Origin of the sequence: Candidatus Desulfosporosinus nitrosoreducens (genome assembly GCF_030954495.1) — a bacterium.
GTDB classification, from domain to species: domain Bacteria; phylum Bacillota; class Desulfitobacteriia; order Desulfitobacteriales; family Desulfitobacteriaceae; genus Desulfosporosinus; species Desulfosporosinus nitrosoreducens.
Map to the genome: position 1 here is coordinate 1 of NZ_JAVHUW010000060.1, position 23,061 is coordinate 23,061.

A 23,061-nucleotide genomic window follows, 5' to 3' on the forward strand; every position below is an offset into this window, starting at 1 on the left:
AGCAACTGAAGATCTCCGGCCATGAGTTTATATTGGCTGCCGGGCAGTACTGTCCCATCCACGGTAACGCTGTTTACAGCGCTGCGCCAGGCAGAATCATCCTGGAAGGTTAAATCCAGTGCTTTTCCCAGAATGTTGTCAGTAGTGTCGGCGCTTATTACCGGCGGCTCGGCGTCAACGGTTTGCGTACTGCCAAAATAGTAAATGGAGGTTTGGCCATTGGTACTGACACTGTTGTTTTTGACAAACCTGTCATAAGCCGCTAAGGCCAGATAGGCTTGTTCGGTGGCCATGTCGTTGCCGCCGTCTCCCGATACATGGCTGAAAGACCCGTTGGTCTGCTGGAAGGCCAGCAAGGCATCCAATAAGGTATGGCCGTTTTTAGTGAATTTATCCGCCGTGGGATCAATCCCGTTAGCGCAGAGGGCAATGATGGTTTGAGAAATGGCCTCACTGTTAACTGTGCCGGTGGAGCTAAAACCTCCGTCTGCACGCTGCGATTTTGAAAGCCAATTCAAGGCCTTGTCTGTCGCTGTTTTAACATCCGGATTGGTGTTGTAATAAGGTGCCATAGCCTGCAAAGTCATGCCGGTAATGTCCACATCGCTGGTGCCTGTGGCCCCGAGATCCCAGCCGCCATCGCTGTTTTGATGACTGAGCAGGTAAGAGATCAGAAAGTCCCTGGAATAACGGGCATTCTCCGGGATCGGGTAGCGGTTGGAATCCAAGGCAATCAGCCCGAAAATAACGCTGTTCAATCCCTGGTAAGTGATATCCAGCTGACTTGAGGGAATATAAAAGTTGTAGATGCCGGAAATCAGGTCATGCCCGCCAATGTTGCGCGGATCACCGCCCGCCGCCAGAATGGAGAGCGTCCATTTTTCCAAATCAGTGACCTTGCCCCGATTTTCGTTGTTGAGGGTCGTATAGTAAGTATTAACGGTTTGCACCATGCTGTCCAGATAATCTGTCGGCGCAATGGTCTGCCCGGTAACCCCCTGGCCGACGACGGTCCAATCGGAGGTATAATGGCTTTTAGCCAAATAACTGTTAACCCCACTAAGAGCGGTCCGCACTTTGCCAATCGCTGTTCCCTGCTGGTCAATAAGGGTTTGAATCACTGTAGAATCGTTATACCCTGTGGCTTTGACAACTATAATATGATTGCCTATGCTTGTCAGGGCACCGGAAAGCAACTGAAGATCTCCGGCCATGAGTTTATATTGGCTGCCGGGCAGTACTGTCCCATCCACGGTAACGCTGTTTACAGCGCTGCGCCAGGCAGAATCATCCTGGAAGGTTAAATCCAGTGCTTTTCCCAGAATGTTGTCGGTAGTGTCGGCACTTATTACTGGCGGCTTGGCCAGGCTCTGTGACACGCTGGTATCAGCCATAACGGCATAAGTGGAGAAGTGGTAGGTGGGCACGGAAAGGGTTTTCGTGAGCGGATCATAGGTCCCGCCCAATTTGACCCATTCCTGCTTGTCCGGGTTCCACCAATAGACAGCCAACTGTCCCGTAGTGATGCCGGCCGGCAATTGGCTGGTGACGATCGGGAAGCTCAAAATGACGGGAGATGTAAAGATGGCTGTTTCTTCCGGGATTAAGCCCGCGGAGTTCTCCAGTTCAAACTGGCGCTGGTATTTAAGCGGATCAAGAACCTGAACCATGCTGCCGGCTTGCGGCGGAGTAGTGATTTGGCCGATTTTGACGCTGACTTTAAGCGCTCCGCTCCAGGTACTCAGCGCGCCGGACGGTACGTTCAGCTGGACTCCGTCGGCAGCAGTCAGGACAGTGGCCGCAGGGGCTGCGGGGTTGAGACTCGGCGCGCTTGCCGGCAAGGCCGCAGCGGTCTGCTGTGCGGCCGTGACCCCGGTCAAAGCAGCCAGAGCGTCTTTATTAGCTTGATCAAGGGTAGGTGAAGTGGGTGGGTTGGATGGGGGAGGCTGATAGCTTCCCGAACCTTCTTCTTTTGTATAGTCGTCGGTGTAGTGCCAGACGATGGTATCTCCATTTTTCAGTGTGTAATATTTCAGGCCCACATTAGGATGGGTTCCGTTGACGGTGTACATCCAGCCGGAAAGCTTGCCGTTGGTGAACTCAGCCAGCGTCGGACCGCCCGGCTTGGTGATGGAACTGACATAGTTACCGGAGGCCCCCACATAGGTATAGCCGTTGGCGTCCAAAACCTTGGTAAAGGCGTCATACACGGTAGCACCGCTGTTCAGGGTCACCGGAGTGGCGGGAATCCAAGTCGTCAGGTTACCGGCCGCCAGAGTGTTGACAGTGCCGTTGGGACCGTCAGCGTTTGTGCCCAGTAGGCTGAAGGTCACGTTGATAGTGTTGGGGGTGATGGGTGGGGTCGCCCCTCCCGAATACGGGATGGCGGTGAGCGTACCGCTGACTTGCACGCTGCCGGTAGCCAGAGTACTGCCCTGACCTTTCGCGAGATTTACCGTGAAAGTAAAACTACCGCTTGTGCCATTGACACTCGCCACTGTACCGGCAATGGCGGCGGTAAGGTTGTTCATGGTGACCGTTGCCGTGACGCCGTTCAGGCTGAGCGTGCCGATCTTATTCTCAATCAGGGCTTTGACTGCGTCCGTGCCGTTGGCCGCACTCATGGCGAAGGTATAGGTAAGGCCGCTGATCGCCGTTTTAGCCGCCGCCACATCGGCCTTATTCCCCGAGGCCGGGTCTTGCGAGACGCTGACCTGAAGGGTGTAGCTGGCCGTTGTCTTGCCGTCCGTGGCAGTGACGGTAAATGTCCAGGTCGCACCGTTGTCAGCAGTGCTGGGGTCTGAAGTCACGCTGGCCTTGGAGTCCAATGGTTTAACGGCCACATCGGCTGCGGTGACTGTGGACGGATCTGAGCCGTAGGGCAAGGCGACTGTAAAGGTATTATTCGCGCCCGCCGTCGCCGCCGTACCTTTGACGGTTACGGATTTGACACCCGCGTTATCGGGCGCGACAAAAGCGTCGGACATAACGTAGAGAGGATTCTCGCCTTTTGTGAAACGGTCGTAGGCCGAGAGCGCGTATGCCGCCTGCTCGGTAGACATCTCGTTTACGTTAGCCGGGGAAGATTCGCCGAAATAACCGGCCGTCTGGTTATAATTGAGCAGCAGAGCTGTGAGCGGGTTCTTACCGCCCGAGATCGTCCAGGCCGAACCCGCAGGGTCCTGTCCCAGCGCACAGAGCGCCGTGACGACTTGCGCCGTGCTGCTGGTGCTCAGCAGACCGCTTATACCAATAAAGCCACCCGTTGCCGCATTCTGCAGGCCGTGCAGAACAGGCAGCGCCGAGTCGACGGCCGTCTTGACGGCGGGGTTCGTGCCATAGTACGGAGCGAGAGCCTGAATCGCCATGGCCGTCATGTCCGGGTCCGCTGTGCTGCCAGTGAGGTTCCAGCCGCCGCCGGGAAGGGCGGCAGAGACAATGCCGTTCACATAAGCACTCGTGGAGGCTGCCGGATAAGGCTTGGAATCCAGGGCCAGGAGAGCAAAGATTTTAGCGTTGAGCAACATGCTGTCATCGTAGGTTGCATAGGGTACCGTCAGGTCGGCACTGTTCGTCCCATAGGCGGAAGCGTCGAGGCCGAGAGCCGTTAAAGCCAGAGTGACGCGTTCGTAATCCGTCGCCGAGATGATACCACCGCCCGCCAGCGCCGTCTGCAGATTGGCAAGATAGGTATGCGCCCAGGTACTGTCCGCGTCAATCGCTCCGGCGCGGGCTAGGGCCAGCACCGACCACTCGCCACCTTCCGAGCCGGGGGCGGGGTTGGTTACGTTGGTCTGAAGGTAGTTCAGCACACCTGTTAAGGCGTCGCCGGGCTGGACCGTTTGCCCCCCACCTCCGCCGCTGAGCGCCACATCGGTCAGTAGGGTATTGTAGGCCGTTTTATAAGGTTCGCAGGTTTTGAACAGGAAAGGATAATAGAGGGCAGAGCCGAAATCAGTCTTAGGCAGATTGTTGTAGGCTGTTTGGGCAACTCCGACTGCCGTGAGCCAAAGGCTGCTGCCTGTCGTCTCTTGGCCGATAGCGTCAATCTTGTCCTTGACCCGGTCGAGGGCGGGCTTAAGTGTGTCGGCGAGATGCCAGGAAAGGTCGATGCCCGGGTACTCGGCCTGCAAGGCCGTGACAGTATCCAAGGGAGCCGTGCCCACGCTGGCCGCCAGCAGGTCTGCATCCAAGTAGTGCTCGCGCAAGGTGGCCATTGCCCAGCATTGGCTAAACGAATTGCCGGTAAATTTTGTAGGGACCGTATTTTGGGTAGATACTCTTCCCCACATGATGGCTTCACCGTCTGAGCAAATCCATTGGGCGGTTCCGATATCACAGAAGAACCCGTTTACCAGATAGGTGCCCCATCCCCAGCAATCATTTCCGCCCGGCGCCGGCGGATGCACATATCCGCTCAGCGTCTTTGTGGGGTCGACGCCGATGTTGTTGATGAAACCATTGTAAATATCAATGTACCACGTACCGTGCTGATTGTCGGGGGGATATTCCTTTTCCAGCGCTGCCTGCAGAACCTCAAGAGCGCTTGAGACTTTGAGGACATGCACCATCGTAGGCTCAAGGCTGTCCTGGACGCTTATGGCAACGTTAATATAGTCGGTATCCGCTGGGGTCACGGTGGATACCGCGTAAGTCTTAGTGACATCCCCGCCGTCGCCGAGTTTGGCGACAACAGTCAGCTGAGACACGCTCGGCATTTGAGGGATCCTCAGGCATATCTTGTACGTGCCCGCGGAAATGGTAGGAGATGGTGATCCGTTGTTAAGCGTGCCGACAGCCTCCGCCAGGGGATCCCCTGTGGCGCTATCCCCCGCGTAAAGCTTAAACGAGACCGCTGTGCCGGCTGTGACAGCCCCCGAGAGGGTGTAGTCAAATCCGAAAGCCGATAGTTCTCCCGCAAAGACTTGGGATTGCCGAACATAGTTTACTGGACTTGCTATTATCTGATCGTTTCCCGCATAAGGCAGGTAAGGGTAAACTATATTCAAGTCGTGCAACCCTCCCAGGGTACTATCGCCCAAGCCGAGCTGCGTTGCGGAAAAATGCGCGGTATACGTTGTGTCCTGCGAAATCGCCACCGTTGTCGTCGCCTGGTCGATAGTACATACATCGGTGCTGGGGGCAACGCTATAGGTCCAGTTGCTGAAAGAGTATCCTGCGGCCGGTGTAGCGCTAAGAGTCCAGCTGCTGCCGCCGTCCGCGGTATTTTCGACAAAGGAGACTGTGGCCGTCCCTTTGGAGGCATCCTCCGAGACGGCTGTGGCTGTATACTGCTCACTCTCACCGGTGTCAAAAATGTAACTGATATTAATGTCTGACGAGGGGTCCAAATTGCTTAGTCCTATGTAAGGTCCATCTTCGATTTCATTGAAATCGTCGTCGTAATGGGTAGTGATACCGAGGTACAAATGCGCGTTACTCCCAAGCCCAAGTCCCGACGTCGAGTAGGCGTCAGTATAGCCATAGGGAAGGCTGTCAAGCGAGAAGGATTTACCGTTGATTTTGATGGCCTGCAGAGGATGGCCGGCCATAACATCCGGGTAGTTATTCATCCCTATAGTATAGTCGTCGTCAGAATCGATCGGCTCAGCGTTTATATCGGCAAGGAGATCAACATTCTGCCCCGAGCCGCGCATATACGTCATGTCGGCGCCGACTCCGCCGTCGCCGGTCAACGGGATATTCGACGTGATATTAAACTTATAGGCTGTTGGCGCCGCCGAAACTGCAGCCGGAAAAAAAGAGATCAGCAATATAAAGGCAAGCAGAACCGACATCAGTTTGAAAAGAGGTTTGGTTTTCATTCTGTTCACTCCATCTTTAGTTTTAAGCAAGTCACAAGCTGAGTTTCCTATTCATGCGGCGCCTGGGCCTAAACCGCCGTCACCCGTTTCGGAATCGGCAGAGGTGCCGCCGCTGGCGCGGCGGCACCTCTGTCAAATTACGATCTGGAATGAACCAGGCTGTCATCAGCTCAGTTAATGACAAAGAGCGTATTGCTGTCATTGCCGAAGACGAGTCTGCCGACATCGGCGGCAAATCCTTGGAGCGTGTAGGTTCCTGTGCTGGTCTGCCAAATCTGTGTCGCTGTTGGTGTTATGGTGTTGAACGAGTAGCAATAGCCGCTGCCGGAGCTGGAATTGGTGGTGAAGTAGAGGTAATCATATTTCGTGGTTGTGTTGGACCAGACGGCTACCGATGCCTGTACAGGGTCGCCGCTGTAGACGGTCTGCAAGATACCGCCCGTAAAGTTGGAGACCTGGACCCCCTGAACCGCACCTATACTGAAGCCGTTGGAACTGGCGGCATAGATGTAACCGTTCGAGGACACAACCGGCGTGGATGTGGAACTATTGGCGAGTGTCCGGTAAGTCGTTGTCGGTGTGCCAAGGATTGTACTCGTCGTCACTCTGACCAGCTGGCCGCCCATTGTTGTGTAATAAAGGTAACTGCCGGCGGAGCAAATGCAAGAACGAATCTTCCCGGATGTGCCCGAAGCCGTAAAGCTGTTACCGGCGGCGGAGCCAAAGGTCGAGCCGGTGGGCCTGACATAAACCGTGTTGGTCTGACTACCGAAGACCACATAGTCCGTGCCGCTGACCGTGGCTTTCGCGGACCCGGCCCAGTAGAAATCATCCCCACTGCCCGGCTTGAAGGCCGTCAGGGTTCCGGTGCCGAGATCATATTGATAGTAGCTCCTGTCACCCTCGAAAATTCCGAAATACAGGTTGTTGCCGATGGAATCAATCTGGGAATTGGCCTGACCATAGCCACTCGCCAATAAAGTCTTGGAGAGACTGCCGACACTATTGGTACTGACGTTGCCAATCTGGTACAACGCCCATCTGGAGGTCAGGAACTGGAAGCTTGACGCGGCCAGAGTGGTATTTGTAGTGATGGAGACGGTTAAGGTATAGGTACCGGCGGGAACCATAGTCCCATTGAGGTTGTACAGCGTGAAGGGGTTATTCACTGTGGGATCGTAATAATAGGTGTTGGAGCCAAAGGGAATAGAGGTTGCGCCGCTAGTCAGAGTGACAGTACCGGAAACTGAGGCGGTGGAACTCAGGATGTCCGTGGCCAGCTGGGATTCCCAGTAATCGCTGGGGACAACGAGTCCATCGTAGTGGATGGTGGTTGTTCCGACAGGGAAGCTGAAGCTGGAGAGCGGATTGTTCGAGGAGTCTTTCCAACCGCTCACACCGGTTCCGGCAAGTTCATTGTTATAGTGGGTCGTAGCCGCGTAAATTGTCTGGTTGCCCGCGGTGTCAAGGTAAGGCGTGGAGAGTTGCTGAACGTTGTTGGAACTTGGATCGACCTGATAGTTCCAAAGCAGGGACGGCGTACCGGAGGTATCCGTCGCGGCAAGGCGGGCCCCGCCCGTCGAGCCAGTAAAGCCGCCGTTATAGAGCGTATAGGCTCTGGAGCCGTTAACAACAGGCGTATTGTCCACACCGGAGTAGTACGCGCCATTGTTCGGCAGGGAAATCTGCGTTTCGGTTTTGGACGAGGTGATAGGCGGCGTGGGCGTGGAATCCAAGGTTCCGTTGTTGACATTGTTCTTCTGAAAGCTCGACCAGGCCGCGAAGGTCGAGGTGGTCATGGCGAAGATAAAAACCAGGGTCAGCAGAAGTGTCGCCAATTTTTTGGATAGCACTCTCATCTTTTTCATCCTCTCTTATTTTTTAGGTCACTATTTTGGAGTCCGGGGGGGAAAGTAGCGTTTGCCGTCCCTAAAGACGGCCTCAGTTCGACGAAGGATGTAAGCCCGAAGCTAGGAATCACCCCTTTTTCCGCGCACTTAGGAATCCTCCCCACCGCCGACTGAGCAGCCCGCTGTCCGGGCTTAGGGAATCATTTTGCTCCTGGGGGCTTCCGGCCACCTCCTCTCCTTCGTTCCCTTTGCGTCTGCCGGGACAGACGGTTTCAGCTGTCCATGGTGATCCCCCCCTTTTGTAATTTTGATTCTTTTAAAGGACTTGGCGCCGTAGCCACTCATGTTTCAGACGAAAACACTGTCTTCGCACGTATTAGCCTTCTTGCAGTACACAATAAAACAGTATTTTCCGGTTAGTGCAAAAAAAGAAGCATTGCTCAAGAGTGAGCAATGCTTCCGTTGTTCGGTCAGCATTTCCAAAACCTTATCATTACAGTGGTCCGGCTTGCTTTAAAGCACCAAAATAAGAAAAACCCTCGCGCATCCGGCTAACGAGGGCAAAATACTTTCCAGCACTGTGCCTCCTCATTTCCGTGAGTGACGCGGCAAATTCTCAATAAGCAGGTCTCCTGGCTCAGGTTCATAGTCCAACCTATTCCTTCCCGGTAAACCCGGTGGCATTTTATAGGCCGACTCCCCCTTACAGTGGCGGAACCGCGCCGGACTTACACCGGCTTCCCTTTTCAGTTTTGCGGAGCAAAACCACTTATTGTGAAACTATTAATTTAAAATAGCTGAAACAGTTTCCTCCTGGTTTTCAAAACCAATTAGAAATTTGAGAAATTTTCTATTTTTAGAATATATCTTGTAACATGCTATGTCAATATGTTCCAGGAAATTTTTCTTAAAATAGTACTTTATGCTATAAATAGTATTTTAAGTAATTTTTTTGTTTAAAATTCAATTCCCTTCCTCCCGACAATTCCCTTGCGGAAAGGATGCTTGACGGGGGTGATGTCGGAAACATAATCTGCCATTTCTATCAGTTCCTTGGGAGCGTAGCTTCCCGTCATGACCACCTCCAGCTTCTGAGGTTTATTTTTCAAAAACTGCACAATAGTTTTTTTGCTTATAAAGCCTGTCAAAATTGCCCCCATCACTTCATCCATGATAAACACGTCCCAATCTTCACTGTCAACTAACTGAAGGCTGTAGTTCAGCAAAGCTTCAGTGTTTTCCCTCAAGCCTCTTCTTTGTTCTCCATTTAAATTCCAGAGGAAATTAGTTTCTTCTGCCCGGCAGAGCTTAAAATTTGGTTCCAGTTTTTGAAGAATTGCTGTCTCTCCGGTCTCAGCCCCTTTAAGAAATTGGACCATTAAGACCCTTAAATTATTGCCAACCGCTCTGATTGCCAGGCCAACTGCTGAAGTCGTCTTCCCTTTGCCCTCTCCGGTGTAGATATGCACTAAACCAGTCAAGTGTTTACCTTCTTTCTCATCCATTTCTGAAAATTATTTGCTGAGTTAATAGCTGCTTTTTCGCTGGTCCATGAGATTATAAAACCACCGCTCCGAATTAAGATCCGTTGCGGAAACATTCTCGTCTATCCAGGCCATTAATTCACTGACGGTATTTACGATCAGTCTGCCCCTTTCTTGGGCTCTTTGCAGAAAAACTATCTCTATTCCCAGTTCTAAGGCCGCTGAGATTTTGGTGTCGGTTCCGCCGGCGGAACCGCTGTCCCTTGTCAAAAGAATATCTACCCCATAAAACTTAAACAAAACCTTATTGATATCTTTCGAAAAAGGCCCTTGCATCGCCACAATATTTTTGGAGCGAATCCCCATTTCCTTACACTTTTTAATGATTTGAACTTCCGGAAGGATACGTACCACCAAACGGGCAGACTTGGCAAGCTTGCTGCGGACAATAGTTTCCAGCCGATATCTGCCTGTAGTAACAAAAACCGTGATCAAACGCCGCCTTTCCTGGGCCAAAACCGCTACCCTTTGCTCCAGCCCAACTATGACTTCTTCCCAATCCTCTGCAGGAAAAATCAGCGGGCTCACAGGAAGTTCGGTTTCAGGGCGCTGAAGTCTGAGATAAGGGATTTTTTCATGGAGACACCAGTGACGTAATTGAGCAAGTTTAGCACTGACCGAGGGATGGCTCACATCAATAATCAAATGAGGAACTTGCGGACACTCATGTTCTGCCCAGGTGGGCATATGAAGCAACTCAAGTCCCCGTTTATTAAGATTTTCCTTTACCTCACGGGCCTCTGCCGTTTCTCCCAAAAGAATAATCATCCTTCGCTCCTCCTTCTTCTCTCTTCTATACTTCTTTTCTCCTCTATCTTCTTTTCTCCTCTATTTTTTTACTCTTCTTTTATTCTTTACTGTTTAGTGTTCAACACCTTTTTATCAGCTGTTTTCCAACAAGCCGAATTTTGTTTTAATCCGCTCCAGCCTTCTAAGCCAAGGCTTCGCCAAAACCGCCAGGAAGATTAGGGTGGTCAGAGCGTGGGTAAAATCGAACCAGAAGCTGGAGACGTAGGCTCCGATCACCGCCTGATAGGTGATGGGCTGAATGAAGCCGATCACATACCAAATATTCATCACCCAGCCAAAGCCAAACCCGCTCAGAAAACCAAAGACGGCCAAACTTAATCTGCTGCGCAGCCAGCCGGCCTTGCCGAACATTCCGGCCGCAAAGCCAATCAGACCCCAGGAAAACATCTGCCAAGGGGTCCAAGGCCCCTGCCCAAAAAACAGGTTCGAGGTAAGGGCGGCCACGGCGCCCGTCAAAAACCCGGCCTCCGGTCCAAAGGCCAAAGCCGTAATGATCACCACCGCCGAGGTGGGTTTGACTTGGGGAAGCGCGGCAAATGCCACTCGCCCTAAAGCGCCGATGCCGGCCATGACGGCAATGACGACCAATTCCCGGGCCTCCGGCCGGCGTTTCTCAAAACTCAGGAAAAAAGGGATCATCATCAGAAGGATCAAGAGAATACTCAGGAAACCATAATTCCTGTCCCCCATTAACGTGAAACCAATCAACAAGCAGGGCAAGGCGGCCACCAAGGCCCAGCGGATTATTTGGAGGCGGCGACCCTGGGGGTCTGTAGGGTTTGACATTGTCTAATCACATCCTTACAAGTGACTGCTTGGGGGAAAATCCCACGGGCCATGCGGTTGGCGGCTGTAGTATAAAAGCTGTTGCCGGCAAAAAATTCCCGCGGGCTTCCCTCCGAGACAATCTCTCCATCGAACAGCAGCGCACAGCGGTCTCCGTACTCGGCGGCAAATTCCAGATCGTGGGTCACTGCCACAATGGCCACCCCCTGAGAGCAGAGCCGGACAAGAATTCCGGCTAAGCCTTCTTTAGAGCAGGCATCCAATCCTTTCGTAGGTTCGTCCAGCAGGATAACCTTAGGCCGGAGCAGCAAAAGCTTGGCTATCCCGACCTTTTGCTGCTCCCCGCCGCTTAAATTGTAAGGATGACGCTGGAGCAAGGCTTCAATCCCCAGTTCTTCCACTAATTTAGAGATTGCCTCTTCCTGCACTGTTTTATCCTGCTCAATCAGCCCCGCTGTTTCTTCCAGTTCTCCCCGCACCGTTTCCGAGGCAAACAACGCTTTAGGATTCTGGGGCAGCACGACCAAATTGTGGCGATACAGGTCACCCCCTTTAAAGTCGGCAAGTTTTCTTCCCCTGACCCAAACCTGCCCCCGCTTTAGCTTCAGGGTCCCGGACAACACCCCCAAAAGGGTGGTCTTGCCCGTGCCATTGCCACCCAGCAGACAGAGGATTTCTCCAGGATAAGCCTGCAGGAACACCCCTCGGAGAATGTCACCCCCTTCGGCGGAGTATTTAAACCAGACTTCCCGGGCCTCAAGAGCCGGCCTGCTGTCCCCGGTCTTTGTTTCCCGACTAAAGGCAGTCTTTTTTAAATTACCCGGCCATTCCGCTCCTATCCCCTCGGCTGAGTCGTGCCGGACATACTGCCGCAGCCACTGCCGCCCTTCCCGCACCGTCAGAGGGCACTTTCCTCTCAATTGCAATTCGCTGTAAATCCGCACGGGCGAAGGAAGGGCTTTAAAGATCCCCTGCCGGTTGTCTGCTTCTAACACCTGGGCGATTTCCTCCGGCTTGTCGGCCCAGAGAATCCGCCCCTTCTCCAAGACAACGACCCGGTCCGTCAGGGGGAAGATTTCTTCCAGCCTGTGCTCGCTCAGGATAACCGTAACGGCTAAGTCGCGATTGATTTTTTCAATCATGGTCAGAAACTCCTGAGCAGCAATGGGGTCAAGCTGAGCCGTAGGCTCGTCGAGTAAAAGCAGCCTGGGCTGCATAACCATGATGGCGGCCAAATTCAGAATTTGCTTCTGTCCCCCGGACAAATCGGCCACGGAGCGGCGAAACCAACTCTCGATACCGAAAAAGCCGGCCATTTCCGCGACCTTACGCCGGATCTCTCCACTCTCCGTCCCGATATTTTCCAAACCAAAAGCCAGTTCATGCCAAACTGTGTCCGTCACAATCTGAGTCTCGGGATTTTGCTGGACAAAACCGATTTCCAGCGCAGCGGCACGCCGCTCCAGCTGCTCGATGTTTCGCCCTGCGTAACAGATTCCCCCGCTCTTAGGCCCATGCGGGCGCAGCTCAGGTTTAAGGTGGCGCAGCAGCGTGCTTTTGCCGCAGCCGGAGGGACCGATCAGCAGAATTAATTCCCCCTCCCCTACCTCCAGCGTGATATTATCCAGCGCTTTCTGAGGGGATTCAGGATAAGCGAAACTTAAGTTACTGATTTGTAAGAGCGCCATTGCAGTTTCTCTCCCAACTCGATCAAACTGGGCAGCAAAGCCAGAACCCAAAAACACAGATACATGCCCAGGGCGGGCCAGGACAGGTCTAAAGGCGCGAGTGAGGGATAGAAGCTCAAGGCTCCCCATCCCCTCAGGTAACCAATCAAACAGGCAATCCCTAAGACAGCGACAAAGCTAAGCAAGATCCCATCGCGCCGGGAAAATCTGTAGAGAGAAAAGGAGGAGCGGTTTCTTAAGCCATACCCCCTGGCTTTCATAGAATCCGCGGTTTCTATCCCGTCTTCCAAAGCCCAGCTAAGCAAGACGGAAAGCGTGCGCATGCTCCGCCGGAGCCTTTGCCAGATCCTTCCTTCCCCGGCATCCAAACCGATGGCCTGCTGAGCCGTGGCGATCATTTTCAGGTGAAAGCGCAGCTTGTAAACCATTCTGATGCTCATGGTTATCAGCAAGGCCACCGTAGGGATCGTTTTGGCAAAAATATACAAGAACTTATCTGAAGTTATCACTTTATTGTAGCAAGAAAACCAGATGATGATTCCGACCAGGGAGGCAGCGGAACAAAAGCCATAGAGGGTGGACTCTAAAGTAACCGGCTGACCCAGAAAGAAAAACAAGACCGTTTGCCCTTGATGATTAAAGAGCGGATTCGCCAGGGCAATCAGCAAAAACATAGGCAGTCCGAATCTGAAATTAAAACGAAGGTCCCGCCAGCCATTCAAAAACCAGGAAAACAGACAGGCCGAGATCAGGTTCAGACCAACGAATACCGGATGCCGCAAAAGCATAGCTAAGGCCAAAATCACCATAAAGAAACTGAAGCTGACTACAGGGTGATAGGAAGCAAAGGCTTTGTTCATCCTCCTTCTCCTCTTTGACATTCTTCTTTACTTGTTGTCACTCTATTTCTGCAAAGCGGATTTTAAAGCCTGCAGAGTACCGTCCGGAACAACGGCGCTGCCGCCGAGAACATAGGTTTCCGTGACCTGGCTGCGAACCCCTTGGAGAAGCTGTTCTTGCCCGCTGCTCAAACCCTCTGCCTCGGTTGCCCCTCCGTTGACCAGCAAAATCCAGGCATTCGTCTGACCGGCAACGGCCGCCCCGGCCAAGGCATCGGCAAATCCCCTCCCGGTAGCCACAAAAATCTTGGCAGGGTTGGGCTGGAGTTCACTTAAAACCTCCAGGTTGGTGTCGAAGAGCGTTTGCCCGCTGTAGCGCGTCGGAGCGGGGAGCAATTGCTCCAAGGCCGGAGAGAGTACGGCCGGACCGCCAACCAGGAGAGTCTTGGTAATCCCCAGTTCGGCGATAGCCTTCTGAGTCGCTGGGGGCAAGGGGGCCGCTTGATCCGCATAAAGGATCGGCACGCCGTTGTAAGCGGCCCAAGCCGAGATGGAGAGCGCATCAGGATAACTGTGCAGGTAATCCCCGCTGACAATCACAGCTTGCCCTGAACCGCCCAACAGCTTGGCGATTTCATAGGCCGTGGCGTAGTGGTCCTCACCGGATACTCTCTGAACTTCCAGGCCCGCTTGAGTTAAGCTATCGGACACCGCTCTGCCGACAGCTCCCTCTCCCCCTATGATTAAAACCTTCTTAGCCCCCAAGGCTTGGATTTCTGTGAAGACCAGGTCAGGCAGACGGTCGGAGGGCGTCAGCAAAAGGGGCGCCTGGTATTTTTGGGCTAACGGCACAGCCGGCAGCGCGTCGGCTGAAACATCCCCCCGGGTGAGAAGAACCGTTTCCGCACCCTGGGGAAAGTTTTCTTTGGCAATCTCCACCGCCGTAGCGTAGCAATCCGCTCCGGCCAGACGCACTATCCCGGGAATTGAGGTTTCCGGCTGTTCTCCGGAAGAAGTCGGGTAAGGCAGCGCCTTTTCCGGGTTATAGTCGTATAAAGCAGACTTTTTATCCTGGAATCTCACATAGGCGGCCAGGGCAATCAGGGCCTGCTCGGAGGCCATATCATTAGTCTTGCCGTCCAGGGTGTGTTTAAAACCACCGTCGTCAGCCCGGTACTGCAGCAGATTGCTTAAAAGGGTGTGGCCGTTTTTCACAAAGCGCGAGTCCGTATCCGGATCAAGTCCCAGAGAGCAGACTGCAATCATAGTTTGACAGACACTCTCGCTGTTGGTTGTCCCCCAGGACTGATAACCTCCGTTGGCGTCCTGCAGCCCGGACAGGCAAGTGAGGGCTTTTTCCACGGCGGCTTGCACAGCGGGTTGGCCGGCTCGGTAATAAGGAGCGAGAGCCTGAAGCGTCATGGCGGTAATATCCGTATCGCTGCTGCCGGTGCTGTTCAAGGAAAACCCGCCGTCCGGCAGCTGCTCATTTAAAATAATTCCCAATAGTTTTTCCCTGCTCCATTTAGCGTCGGAAGGAATGTCATACTTGCCGCTGTCCAGGGCAATCAAGCCAAATACCGGCCCGTTGATACCCTGAGCCTCAATGTCGGGGTAGTTGTAGATTTCGGCCACCAGGTCTTTGCCGCCGAAATCCCGCGGATTACCCTTGGCCGCACCCACGGCCAAAGTGATTCTCTCCAGATTAGTCACCTTACGGGCTGCGGAATCCCAGTCCTGGCTGATATACTTCTCGGTTTCCGCCAGATAAGTATCCAGCCCCTGATATTGCTCCAGTCTTCCCAGTCCGATGGTCGGCCAATTGTGAATTGTGGGATCGACATAAGCTTCACCGTCTGCGGCCTGGAAAGCAGCTTGAATATAGTTCCTTTCCCATTGGGTCAATGCATTGACCGCCTGATCGACTGCAGCACGGCTCACGTCAGTCTGGCCGGCTGTGGTTTCCGCGCCGGCCTCGGCTGCCAGACCGGCAAGACAAGTACTGACCAGCAGCAAGGTGACCAAGAGGAGGGCAAATGTCCCTTTTATTCGTTTCATTCTCTCTGACTCCTTCCCCAATATTCCTTTATCTCTTTTTAAACAGGGCTTGCTAAATTATTAAAAAAAACTGGATTTTGCCAGGGTTTACGGACAATTTTGAGGAATATACGTGCCTGAAAAAACAGTCTTTGGCAGCAAAAACTCTGCCCATGGAGGTAAAAACAACGTAGCGAAAAGCCAATAGTTAAGATGAAATCCGGCCGGGCTTGTACCAAGAATCTTACGCGCGTAAGATTCTTGGTACAAGCCTAGGACAAGGCTCTCAGAATTGCCCGGATTCTGATTGGGATATCGGCCGGAAAAATGGCAAGATTCTGGCCACCTACCACGTTCTGTGCCTTGAGAACAGACTCAAGCTTAGTTGGGAGGGCGGCACTTCATGGCATGCGCTAATCCCCTCCTGATGATGGCAGCTCTCCGTTTTGGCGGCAAAGCCGGACCACATCCTCCACCGTCACCGCGTTTTCGTACAAAGTGCGTGAAATGCGGCTGGCTGCCGTCGTGTAAAAGGTGTTGGCCGAGAAAAAATTTCTCGGGCTGTCGGCTCCGATAATCTCTCCTTCAAACAGCAGAGCGCAACAGTCCGCGGCAATGGCGGCAAATTCCACGTCATGAGTTGCCATAATCACCGTCAGACCCTGGCTTTTCAACTCATTAAGAATATCCTTCAGGGTATTTTTGGCATAAGCATCAATTCCTTTCGTCGGTTCGTCCAGCAGCAGGATTTGGGGCTGGAGAAGCAGAATTTTGGCCAAGGCCGCCCGCTGCTGTTCTCCGCCGCTCAGGTCATAAGGATGCTTTTTCAGCAAATGATCAATTTCCAGCAAAGCGGCGTTGCGGCGGATCATGGCCGCCGCTTCCCTTGGCTTATAGTCCATAGCGGAGCATAGTTCAGCAAAATCTTCTTCAACGCTGGATTTCAGAAACACCGTCTGCGGGTCCTGGGGCAAAAGAGCTAGGTTATGCCTGTATAACTCTTTGCCACCGTAGCGCTGAATCTTTTGGCCGTTAATCTCCACTCTGCCGCGATAAGCACGGTTCTGGCCCGCAATCAGGCGCAAAAGGGTCGTTTTTCCCGAGCCGTTTTCTCCCAGGATGGCGAGGGTCTCGCCCCGGGCCGCCTTAAAGGTCGTTCCTTTAAGAACGTCGGGAAGCTGGCGTTCATAGCGAAACCAGACCTCCTTCAAGTACACGGAGTTCTGTTCCCCCCCGTTTGCCGGCGGAGCTTGCTCAACCGGCAGACGGGAGATCGCATTTTGATAATGGTCTTCCAGAAAAAGCCGTCCTTCCTTGACCGTCAACGGGCATTGTCCCCGGGAATCAAGGGCTGTGAAAATGCGCACGGCACTGGGCATCCCCAGCAGCATGCGCCGGCCCTCCGCAGCCCTCCGCAAGGTCTCTCCCACCCGGGCCGGCGTGTCAGCAAGAAGAATGCGGCCCTGATCCATGACCGCGACCTTGTCGCTCAGGGCGAAAACCTCTTCCAAGCGATGCTCCGCCAGAATAATAGTCAAACCCAAATCACGGTTGAGTTTATAGAGGGTGAAGATAAATTCGGCGGCGCCGATAGGATCAAGCTGGGAGGTGGGCTCATCCAAAATCAAGACTTTAGGCTGCATGACCAGGATGGAGGCTAAGGTCAGCAGCTGCTTCTGACCGCCCGATAACTCGGAGGTTTTGCGCTCAAACCAGCGATTAATGCCGAAGAAGCAGGCAATTTCCCCCACGCGGCGACGAATTTCGGCATGGGAAACGCCCATATTTTCTAAGCCATAGGCCAGCTCATGCCATACTTTGTCGGTCACCACCTGCTGTTCGGGATTTTGCATGACAAAACCAATCTCCGCGGCGGCTGCCCGGTCGGAAAGCTGAGTCTGCGCTGTGCCGCAATAACGTATTTCTCCGCTTTGGAGACCGTGGGGAGCGATTTCGCGCTTCAAAAGCCTCAATAAGCTGGTCTTGCCGCAGCCGGAGGGACCGCAGAGCAGCAGGAATTCCCCCTGGTTTACCGTGAGATTGATTTGATCCAAGGCTTTTCCCGTCTCACCGGGATAAGAGAAGGTCAGATTTTCGATCTGAAATAGTTCCATAGAATGGTCTCCTTAACTTCACTCAAAAAAGGGAGCAACATCAAAATCAGCACCCCGCCATAATTGGCCTTGGCGTACCAGGACAACTCCAGCTCCGACATGCCGGGGTAAAAAGCAAACCTCAAGCTTCCCCCTCTAAAACCCAGAGCCGTCCAACCAAACAACAGTACGAGCAGTCCCAGCAGAGCTAAATCTCCCAGGGTAAAACGAAAGCGGGAAAAATTCGTTCTTCCCGGCAGGCCGTAGCCCCGGGCCCGCATGGCGGCGGCAGAATCAACGGCATGTTCCAACGACCAGGTCAAAATCGCCGCAAACACCCGCATTCTGCCCCGCAAGCGGTCGACGACGCTTTCCGTGGCGTATAAACCCATAGTCCTCTGGGTCTGATGTATTTTTTTCATCTGCTTGAGGAACAACGGACAAAAACGCAGCGCTATGGAGAGGAACAAGCTCAGCTTCGGTATGGCTTTGCCGAACAAATAAATGAACTTATCCGAGGTCATAACCTGACTATAACACCGGCCCCAATAGAGAATTGACACCATCATTCCGGCAATGGCCGCTCCGTAAAGGACCGCTTCCAGAGTCACCGGGTTGTCATTGAGAAAAAAGAGCGGCGTGACCCCGTTATGGGAAAAGAGCGGATTGATCAAGGCAAGCAGCAAAAACAGCGGCACGTAAAATCCCAGGCTCAGCACTACCGCCTTGCCGCTCTCCAGCCTGCCGGCCCAGAGAAAGGCCCCCAGAAAGGAAAAGGCCAAGAGGAAAGGGTGGAAGGTCAGGGCCGTTATCAGGGCAACGCCGCTGAAATAAAGCAAGAGCACACTTGGGTGGTAGGTCGCAAAGGTTCTCATGGCTGCTTGTCCTCCTTAAGCCAGGTGTTGCCGACATCGCGGCCCAAATCACAAGTATAGACCCACTCGACGACGTCGCCGTCCCGCAGCACGTATTTGCTGCAGCCGAATTGCGGAAATTTTTTATTGACAAGATACATCCAGCCGCTGAGGGGGCCGCAGGAAAACTCATAGAGATAATGGATGCCCTGAACGTAAACACTTTTATAACTGTTGTAATTGGCGCCCTGGTATTCCATTTGGATCTTGTTGTAGCGTACAGCCCGGTCCAGCAGGTCAAAGGCCGTGTCCCCTGGTCTCAGGACGTATTGCGTAGGCGGCAGGATGATGCCGTCCGCCGGCACATAGTTCTTCGTCTTGAGTGACGGATCCAGTTTGTCCCAATTGCTGAGAACCGTATCACAGCGGATGCTGATGGTCACTGTTTTGGACTGGGGCGTAATCTGATCGATATGAGTCAAATAGTACTCGTCAACAGACTGAATTTTAGTCCCTGAAATCAGCAGCGCGATGATTAAAGCCACAAAGCCCAAAACCAGCAGGTCTTTTTTCATGGACTGTCCTTCTCCCCATAGAGCGCAGCGAGTTCTTCCATCTCCCGCGCTTTTTTACCCCGGCGGCGTTTTATCCTGTACGTCACGCCGATCGTCGCCGCAGTTGCCGTCACCGCCAAGGCCAAGGCTATATAAAGGGCCCGCAGCAAGTTGTCAAGCTTGGTTTTGGTCTTGACAACATCATCCCAACGCAGGATTTTTCCCTGGTCATAATCAGACAAGGTCTCATAGCGTTGCACGATATCGTTGACTACTCCCCTATCGGCCAGAGAAATCCCTTCAAAGGGATAAAGCTTATGCAAAACATCCTGATTGATGCCGTCAATCTTAGCTTGAATACCCAGTATTGCCTGCCTGGCAGCTGCGAGACGGGCCGCATAATCCGCCTTGCCCGGAAAATCCCCGCTTTGCTCCAGCTTGTTGAGCAGGCTGACCACTTCCACATACTGCCCGGTGGTCAGCTTAGCTGGCAGGGCTTCCACACTCGCCCGGTCGGCGGAGGAAAAAATCAGCTTCGGCCGGCTCTCTCCTGTTGAATCCGGAGTACCGGCAAGGGTATCCCCAGCCGGCCTAAAATCGTAAAGGGAACTCAAGCCTTTCATCTGCCGCCAGACTGCCACCAAAGAATATAAGGCCTGTTCACTGGCCATGGAATTGGATTTGTCCGGTTGGGAGGTTGGGTTGTCCGGATCATAAGCCCGGGAATGGACAAAGCCGCCGTCAGGCATACGGTAACTTAACATAGCAGCCAGAAGCGAATGACCGTTTTTAATAAAGCGCTGATCTTTCTGAGGATCTATTCCCAGTGAGCACAGGGCTACGGCTACCTGGGCGGTACTCTCCAGATTCCTTGTTCCCCAGCTCTCGTAATCACCCTCCGGCAGCTGCGCCTTGGCCAGCCAAGCCAAGGCTTCATCCGCGGCTTCCCGCACCGAGCGCGTTGTTCTTTCTCCCGTAGCCTCGCTCTGGTAGGTATAGGTCTGGGTACTGCCGTAATAAGGAGCCAGGGCCTGCAGGGCCATGGCCGTGATATCCGGGTCGGCGCTGTTTCCCGTTAGAGTAAAGCCCCCGTCAGCCAGTTGGCGGCTCAGGATCTCCCTGATGATGTCGCTGCGGGAGTAAGAAGCGCCGGCGGGGATGGCGTAACGCTTGGAATCCAGGGCAATCAGGCCCCAGATCCAGCCGTTGATCCCCTGTCTGCCTAAAGAGGCCGTTTGGCCCCGGTTATATGTCCCATCGGCAATGAGATTAATCGGTTTGCCATTTTGATCCTTTCCCACCGCCGTGGGGTCGCCGCCCATTGCCAGAATGGCCAGAGAAATGCGGTGCCATTCCGTAGCTTTGACTGCCGACAGCTTGCCCGGTTCTTGATACCTGTTTTGAACAACCTCAGTGATCATGGCTAAGTACCCCTGGTCGTTGTCCGGATAACCATAGCGGCCCAAGCCGAAGGGAAACCAGTCCCCGGAGGTCGTCCCTGCGAGGGTCAAAAAGGTATCGTTAATTAAATAACCTTCCGGCGTCGAGCCGTTATCAGCTTTCTTCCAATTAATAATCCCCTCAATGACCTTGGCGATATCCGGGGCGGAATAGTGTTCAGCGGGCGCATCCTGGGCCCGAACCGGCTGGGCCGCAGGCAGCAGCGGAGCGGTTAAGGATAAAAGGCACATAATGACGGCGATCAGCCCTTTGCCGATTCGTTTCTCACCCTTGCGCGCCATTACGCGGCTTCCTCCATTAAGAATTTGACGGCCTGATCAACCTCGTCCTGGGAAGCGTTCAGCTTGACAACAGTTGCACGTATTTTGTCCGGCACCTTGGCATAACCCTTTTGGGCAATCAGCGTCGTTAATCTGTCCTTATCGGCTACGCTGTAATAATTGCCGGCGGCACCGCTGCTGCCTATGGCGGCTCCGCCGCCAATATCCGCGCCGTAGGCCAAGGTAAACTGCAGGCGCAGCACATCCCCGTCCGAGGGGTAATAATCCGCCAGGCCCACGTTGGGGAATTTGGTGTTGACACAGTACATCCAGCCGGAACCGTGTGTATAATCAAACTCACCCAGGCCGCCGTCATTGACCTTGTCTTTCTCATTCAAATCATTAAAGCCATTGCTTAAGAGCTTTTCCTTCAAAAAATCCGGAACCTGAGCTTTAAGCGGCAAAACACCGCCCCGGAGAACGGCCAGATAAAAGCCGGCGGTGAGAGAACCCTCTTTTTCGTAGGTGTAGCCATGCTCTTTGAGGACACTGTCCAAAAGCTGAGCGCCGTTTTCTCCTTCTTCAATGTCCACATAGGCCGGATTCAGCAAATAGCCGCCGCCAATGCTGAAAGCCTCAATGCTCAGCACCATTTGCCCGATCTTTTCACCCTTTTGAGCCGGCTGATAGTTCAAGGTGTAATCTTTTTTAAGTGCTCCGGTTTTAATCTCGACAACGTTGGCCCCGCTTTTCCCCTGAGAGAAAACCAAAGTATAGCTTGTTTTCTCCGTGTCATCCCAGGCAACGGAAACCGGCTGCCCGTTTAAGGTGACCGTCAGCTCCGCGGGGGGGATTTTTTCCCCCTTTTGGTCTTTGGCCCAGACGTCAAAGGTTTTTTTGCTTCCTCTTTGGAGCGCTCCCTCTTTTAGTGTCGTCTCTAACGTACCGGTCGTGGTCTGCGCAAGGGCCGGTATTGGCGCGTCAGAGGAAGAAGACACCTGAGCCTTGGGAGAAGAAGCCGCTGTAGAGTCCGGGGCAGCATTTTCCGGAGGGTTTCCCGCAGAGCTTGCCAAAGAATCCTGCGCCGGGTTTTCCTCACTGGCTCCGGACAAAGCGGATACTGCAGACACCGGCAAGGAAGCTCTCTCTCCGGCTTGCTCTCCGCTCGTCTGAGCCGCCACACTTTTTGATAGCTTAGCAGGCTCGGGGCTTGCTCCCTTACATCCGGCCGTCAGCCACGTGAGCAGAAAAACCAGGATCAGCGCTGTTATCGTTTGTTTTTTCAGCTTACCTCACCCCTTTCTTAACTCTGACGACATCTGAGTATCTTAGAAGAAATCCATTTTGACAATAAACCAACAAAAAAAGCATCACTCAAGACGAGCAATGCTTCCGTTGTTCGGTCAGTCATTGTTGCAGCAATAAAATTGCCAAATGTGAAAATTATTTGTTTATTTAATAATAACACATAGAAAGAATGGCTGCATAGGAAATTCTAAGCAATGGCAGGATTAAAAGCCGGAAAACATCTTTTCGCTGCTTGATCACCACTGTTAACAACGGGTGTGAAAAACGCGGCCAAAATTTTGTTGCCTTAAAGCGGGTATTTCCGTCCCCCTTCTGACATAGTCATATCAAGGATAAGGTGGGATGGAGGGTAAAACAGTGCAATTCAATGTCTCCCAATTATTTGTTTCCACATTTATAATTCATATCATCGATACTTTTGCTTATTCCGTACGGCTCAATTCTGTCAAGAGCAGACAATTCGCCTTGTCCAACACTTTCTTTAACCTTTTCTACTTAGTCTCTCTGGCGGCGCATACCCTGCAAGCCCCCTTGATTGGAGGGCTGATGGATATTTCTCTCAATCAAAGGAGCGATCCTCTTCCCGCCATGCGCAAAGTCATTTGGATAGCGACGTTAGGAGTTTTTGTGGGTATTTTGTTAACCCCAAGCTTTTTGAGGTTTTTCTCCAAGGCCGTGAAAAGCCTTGAGCGGTCAGGTTCCGTGCCCTCCGTTGTCATGCACACTTTGAGACCTGGCAATGTCCGTAAATTCTTTTGGAATGTCACATTGCCTTCAAAAAGCATGGTAAATACGTTGCCCTTTCGCAAAGTACCCGGCGAATTAATGGCTCTCAACGCTTTCGTCACGGGGCTCTATACGGTTGGCGTGATGTCGGCTTTTTATGCCACGTTACTGGTCAATGCCCAGCATCGTTTGGCCGCCTCGGCCTCGGCGGGGATCATCAACAGTGCCGCCAATATTATCCTTATGCTCTTTGTCGATCCAAAGTCTTCAATCATTACGGATCAGGCTTTAAAAGGAAACCGTCCCTATGAAGATGTCAAGGCCCTTGTCGTTATGCTGATCGGTTCCAAGCTGGCGGGGACCTTAATGGGACAAGTGCTTCTTATTCCGGTAGCTCATGTTATTGCTATTATCTATAAATGATTA

The 23,061-nt window shown here is 53.0% G+C and carries 16 protein-coding genes, 1 pseudogene and 1 riboswitch; of the genes and pseudogenes, 3 read left to right on the forward strand and 14 right to left on the reverse strand.

Features of this window, described 5'->3' with window-relative positions; genetic code table 11:
- Positions 1–3,062 (reverse strand): hemoblobin-interacting domain-containing protein (locus REC12_RS14660; RefSeq protein ID WP_308895711.1); only part of this gene is annotated, 3,062 nt, incomplete at its 3' end.
- 150 nt (positions 3,063–3,212) lie between these two features.
- On the opposite strand from REC12_RS14660, the gene REC12_RS14665 reads away from it, so the two are divergent.
- Positions 3,213–3,611, forward strand: coding sequence for a hypothetical protein (locus REC12_RS14665; RefSeq protein WP_308895713.1), 399 nt, complete (start codon positions 3,213–3,215; stop codon positions 3,609–3,611).
- A 1,500-nt stretch (positions 3,612–5,111) separates the two neighbouring features.
- Here the strand turns inward: REC12_RS14665 and REC12_RS26505 are convergent.
- Positions 5,112–5,429: pseudogene (locus REC12_RS26505) on the reverse strand (InlB B-repeat-containing protein); the annotation flags it as partial.
- On the opposite strand from REC12_RS26505, the gene REC12_RS14675 reads away from it, so the two are divergent.
- The gene (locus REC12_RS14675) at positions 5,406–5,867 is read left to right on the forward strand and encodes a hypothetical protein (RefSeq protein ID WP_308895716.1); all 462 of its coding nucleotides are present in this window, start codon (positions 5,406–5,408) and stop codon (positions 5,865–5,867) included. The pseudogene REC12_RS26505 and the gene REC12_RS14675 sit on opposite strands and share 24 nt — an antisense overlap.
- A 128-nt stretch (positions 5,868–5,995) precedes the next feature.
- Here REC12_RS14675 and REC12_RS14680 read toward each other — a convergent pair whose 3' ends face one another.
- The 12 genes from REC12_RS14680 to REC12_RS14735 all read right to left on the reverse strand — a co-directional run bounded on the left by REC12_RS14680 (position 5,996) and on the right by REC12_RS14735 (position 21,731).
- Positions 5,996–7,693 (reverse strand): hypothetical protein, encoded by a 1,698-nt coding sequence (locus REC12_RS14680; protein ID WP_308895717.1) that lies wholly within the window; start codon positions 7,691–7,693, stop codon positions 5,996–5,998.
- Between the two features lie 587 nt (positions 7,694–8,280).
- Positions 8,281–8,463, reverse strand: a riboswitch (cobalamin riboswitch).
- 168 nt (positions 8,464–8,631) lie between these two features.
- A complete protein-coding gene (locus tag REC12_RS14685; protein ID WP_308895719.1) occupies positions 8,632–9,156 on the reverse strand; it encodes a cob(I)yrinic acid a,c-diamide adenosyltransferase in 525 nt (174 codons plus the stop codon).
- Between the two features lie 45 nt (positions 9,157–9,201).
- Positions 9,202–9,987 carry a precorrin-6A/cobalt-precorrin-6A reductase gene (locus tag REC12_RS14690; RefSeq protein WP_308895721.1) on the reverse strand — a complete coding sequence of 262 codons (786 nt, stop codon included), beginning with the start codon at positions 9,985–9,987 and terminating at the stop codon, positions 9,202–9,204.
- A gap of 114 nt (positions 9,988–10,101) precedes the next feature.
- Positions 10,102–10,815 carry an ECF transporter S component gene (locus REC12_RS14695; RefSeq protein ID WP_308895722.1) on the reverse strand — a complete coding sequence of 238 codons (714 nt, stop codon included), beginning with the start codon at positions 10,813–10,815 and terminating at the stop codon, positions 10,102–10,104.
- Positions 10,773–12,503, reverse strand: a complete 1,731-nt coding sequence (locus REC12_RS14700) for an ABC transporter ATP-binding protein (RefSeq protein WP_308895723.1) — start codon at positions 12,501–12,503, stop codon at positions 10,773–10,775. The genes REC12_RS14695 and REC12_RS14700 overlap by 43 nt, the downstream gene beginning before the upstream one ends.
- On the reverse strand, positions 12,476–13,363 hold the full coding sequence (locus tag REC12_RS14705) for an energy-coupling factor transporter transmembrane component T (protein WP_308895724.1): 888 nt from the start codon (positions 13,361–13,363) through the stop codon (positions 12,476–12,478). The genes REC12_RS14700 and REC12_RS14705 overlap by 28 nt, the downstream gene beginning before the upstream one ends.
- A gap of 42 nt (positions 13,364–13,405) precedes the next feature.
- Positions 13,406–15,400 carry a cell wall-binding repeat-containing protein gene (locus REC12_RS14710; RefSeq protein ID WP_308895726.1) on the reverse strand — a complete coding sequence of 665 codons (1,995 nt, stop codon included), beginning with the start codon at positions 15,398–15,400 and terminating at the stop codon, positions 13,406–13,408.
- Between the two features lie 392 nt (positions 15,401–15,792).
- Entirely contained in the window at positions 15,793–17,493 is a 1,701-nt protein-coding gene (locus tag REC12_RS14715) for an ABC transporter ATP-binding protein (protein WP_308895728.1), read from the reverse strand.
- Positions 17,466–18,347, reverse strand: coding sequence for an energy-coupling factor transporter transmembrane component T (locus tag REC12_RS14720; protein WP_308895729.1), 882 nt, complete (start codon positions 18,345–18,347; stop codon positions 17,466–17,468). Before REC12_RS14720 ends, REC12_RS14715 begins: the two co-directional genes overlap by 28 nt.
- On the reverse strand, positions 18,344–18,901 hold the full coding sequence (locus tag REC12_RS14725) for a DUF4430 domain-containing protein (protein ID WP_308895731.1): 558 nt from the start codon (positions 18,899–18,901) through the stop codon (positions 18,344–18,346). The genes REC12_RS14720 and REC12_RS14725 overlap by 4 nt, the downstream gene beginning before the upstream one ends.
- Positions 18,898–20,622 carry a prenyltransferase/squalene oxidase repeat-containing protein gene (locus tag REC12_RS14730; RefSeq protein WP_308895733.1) on the reverse strand — a complete coding sequence of 575 codons (1,725 nt, stop codon included), beginning with the start codon at positions 20,620–20,622 and terminating at the stop codon, positions 18,898–18,900. Before REC12_RS14730 ends, REC12_RS14725 begins: the two co-directional genes overlap by 4 nt.
- The gene (locus tag REC12_RS14735) at positions 20,622–21,731 is read right to left on the reverse strand and encodes a DUF4430 domain-containing protein (RefSeq protein ID WP_308895972.1); all 1,110 of its coding nucleotides are present in this window, start codon (positions 21,729–21,731) and stop codon (positions 20,622–20,624) included. Before REC12_RS14735 ends, REC12_RS14730 begins: the two co-directional genes overlap by 1 nt.
- Positions 21,732–22,266: 535 nt before the next feature.
- Here REC12_RS14735 and REC12_RS14740 point away from each other — a divergent pair.
- Complete coding sequence (locus REC12_RS14740) at positions 22,267–23,058, forward strand: lipid II flippase Amj family protein (protein WP_308895735.1); 792 nt, start codon at positions 22,267–22,269, stop codon at positions 23,056–23,058.
- Positions 23,059–23,061 lie beyond the last annotated feature (3 nt).

What these genes read in the sequence shown, in the direction of transcription:
- REC12_RS14675 (WP_308895716.1), top strand. Translation starts at nt 5,406, where the DNA reads ATGGGTAGTGATACCGAGGTACAAATGCGCGTTACTCCCAAGCCCAAG.
- REC12_RS14680 (WP_308895717.1), bottom strand. Translation starts at nt 7,693, where the DNA reads ATGAAAAAGATGAGAGTGCTATCCAAAAAATTGGCGACACTTCTGCTG.
- REC12_RS14690 (WP_308895721.1), bottom strand. Translation starts at nt 9,987, where the DNA reads ATGATTATTCTTTTGGGAGAAACGGCAGAGGCCCGTGAGGTAAAGGAA.
- REC12_RS14695 (WP_308895722.1), bottom strand. Translation starts at nt 10,815, where the DNA reads ATGTCAAACCCTACAGACCCCCAGGGTCGCCGCCTCCAAATAATCCGC.
- REC12_RS14700 (WP_308895723.1), bottom strand. Translation starts at nt 12,503, where the DNA reads ATGGCGCTCTTACAAATCAGTAACTTAAGTTTCGCTTATCCTGAATCC.
- REC12_RS14705 (WP_308895724.1), bottom strand. Translation starts at nt 13,363, where the DNA reads ATGAACAAAGCCTTTGCTTCCTATCACCCTGTAGTCAGCTTCAGTTTC.
- REC12_RS14710 (WP_308895726.1), bottom strand. Translation starts at nt 15,400, where the DNA reads ATGAAACGAATAAAAGGGACATTTGCCCTCCTCTTGGTCACCTTGCTG.
- REC12_RS14715 (WP_308895728.1), bottom strand. Translation starts at nt 17,493, where the DNA reads ATGGAACTATTTCAGATCGAAAATCTGACCTTCTCTTATCCCGGTGAG.
- REC12_RS14720 (WP_308895729.1), bottom strand. Translation starts at nt 18,347, where the DNA reads ATGAGAACCTTTGCGACCTACCACCCAAGTGTGCTCTTGCTTTATTTC.
- REC12_RS14725 (WP_308895731.1), bottom strand. Translation starts at nt 18,901, where the DNA reads ATGAAAAAAGACCTGCTGGTTTTGGGCTTTGTGGCTTTAATCATCGCG.
- REC12_RS14730 (WP_308895733.1), bottom strand. Translation starts at nt 20,622, where the DNA reads ATGGCGCGCAAGGGTGAGAAACGAATCGGCAAAGGGCTGATCGCCGTC.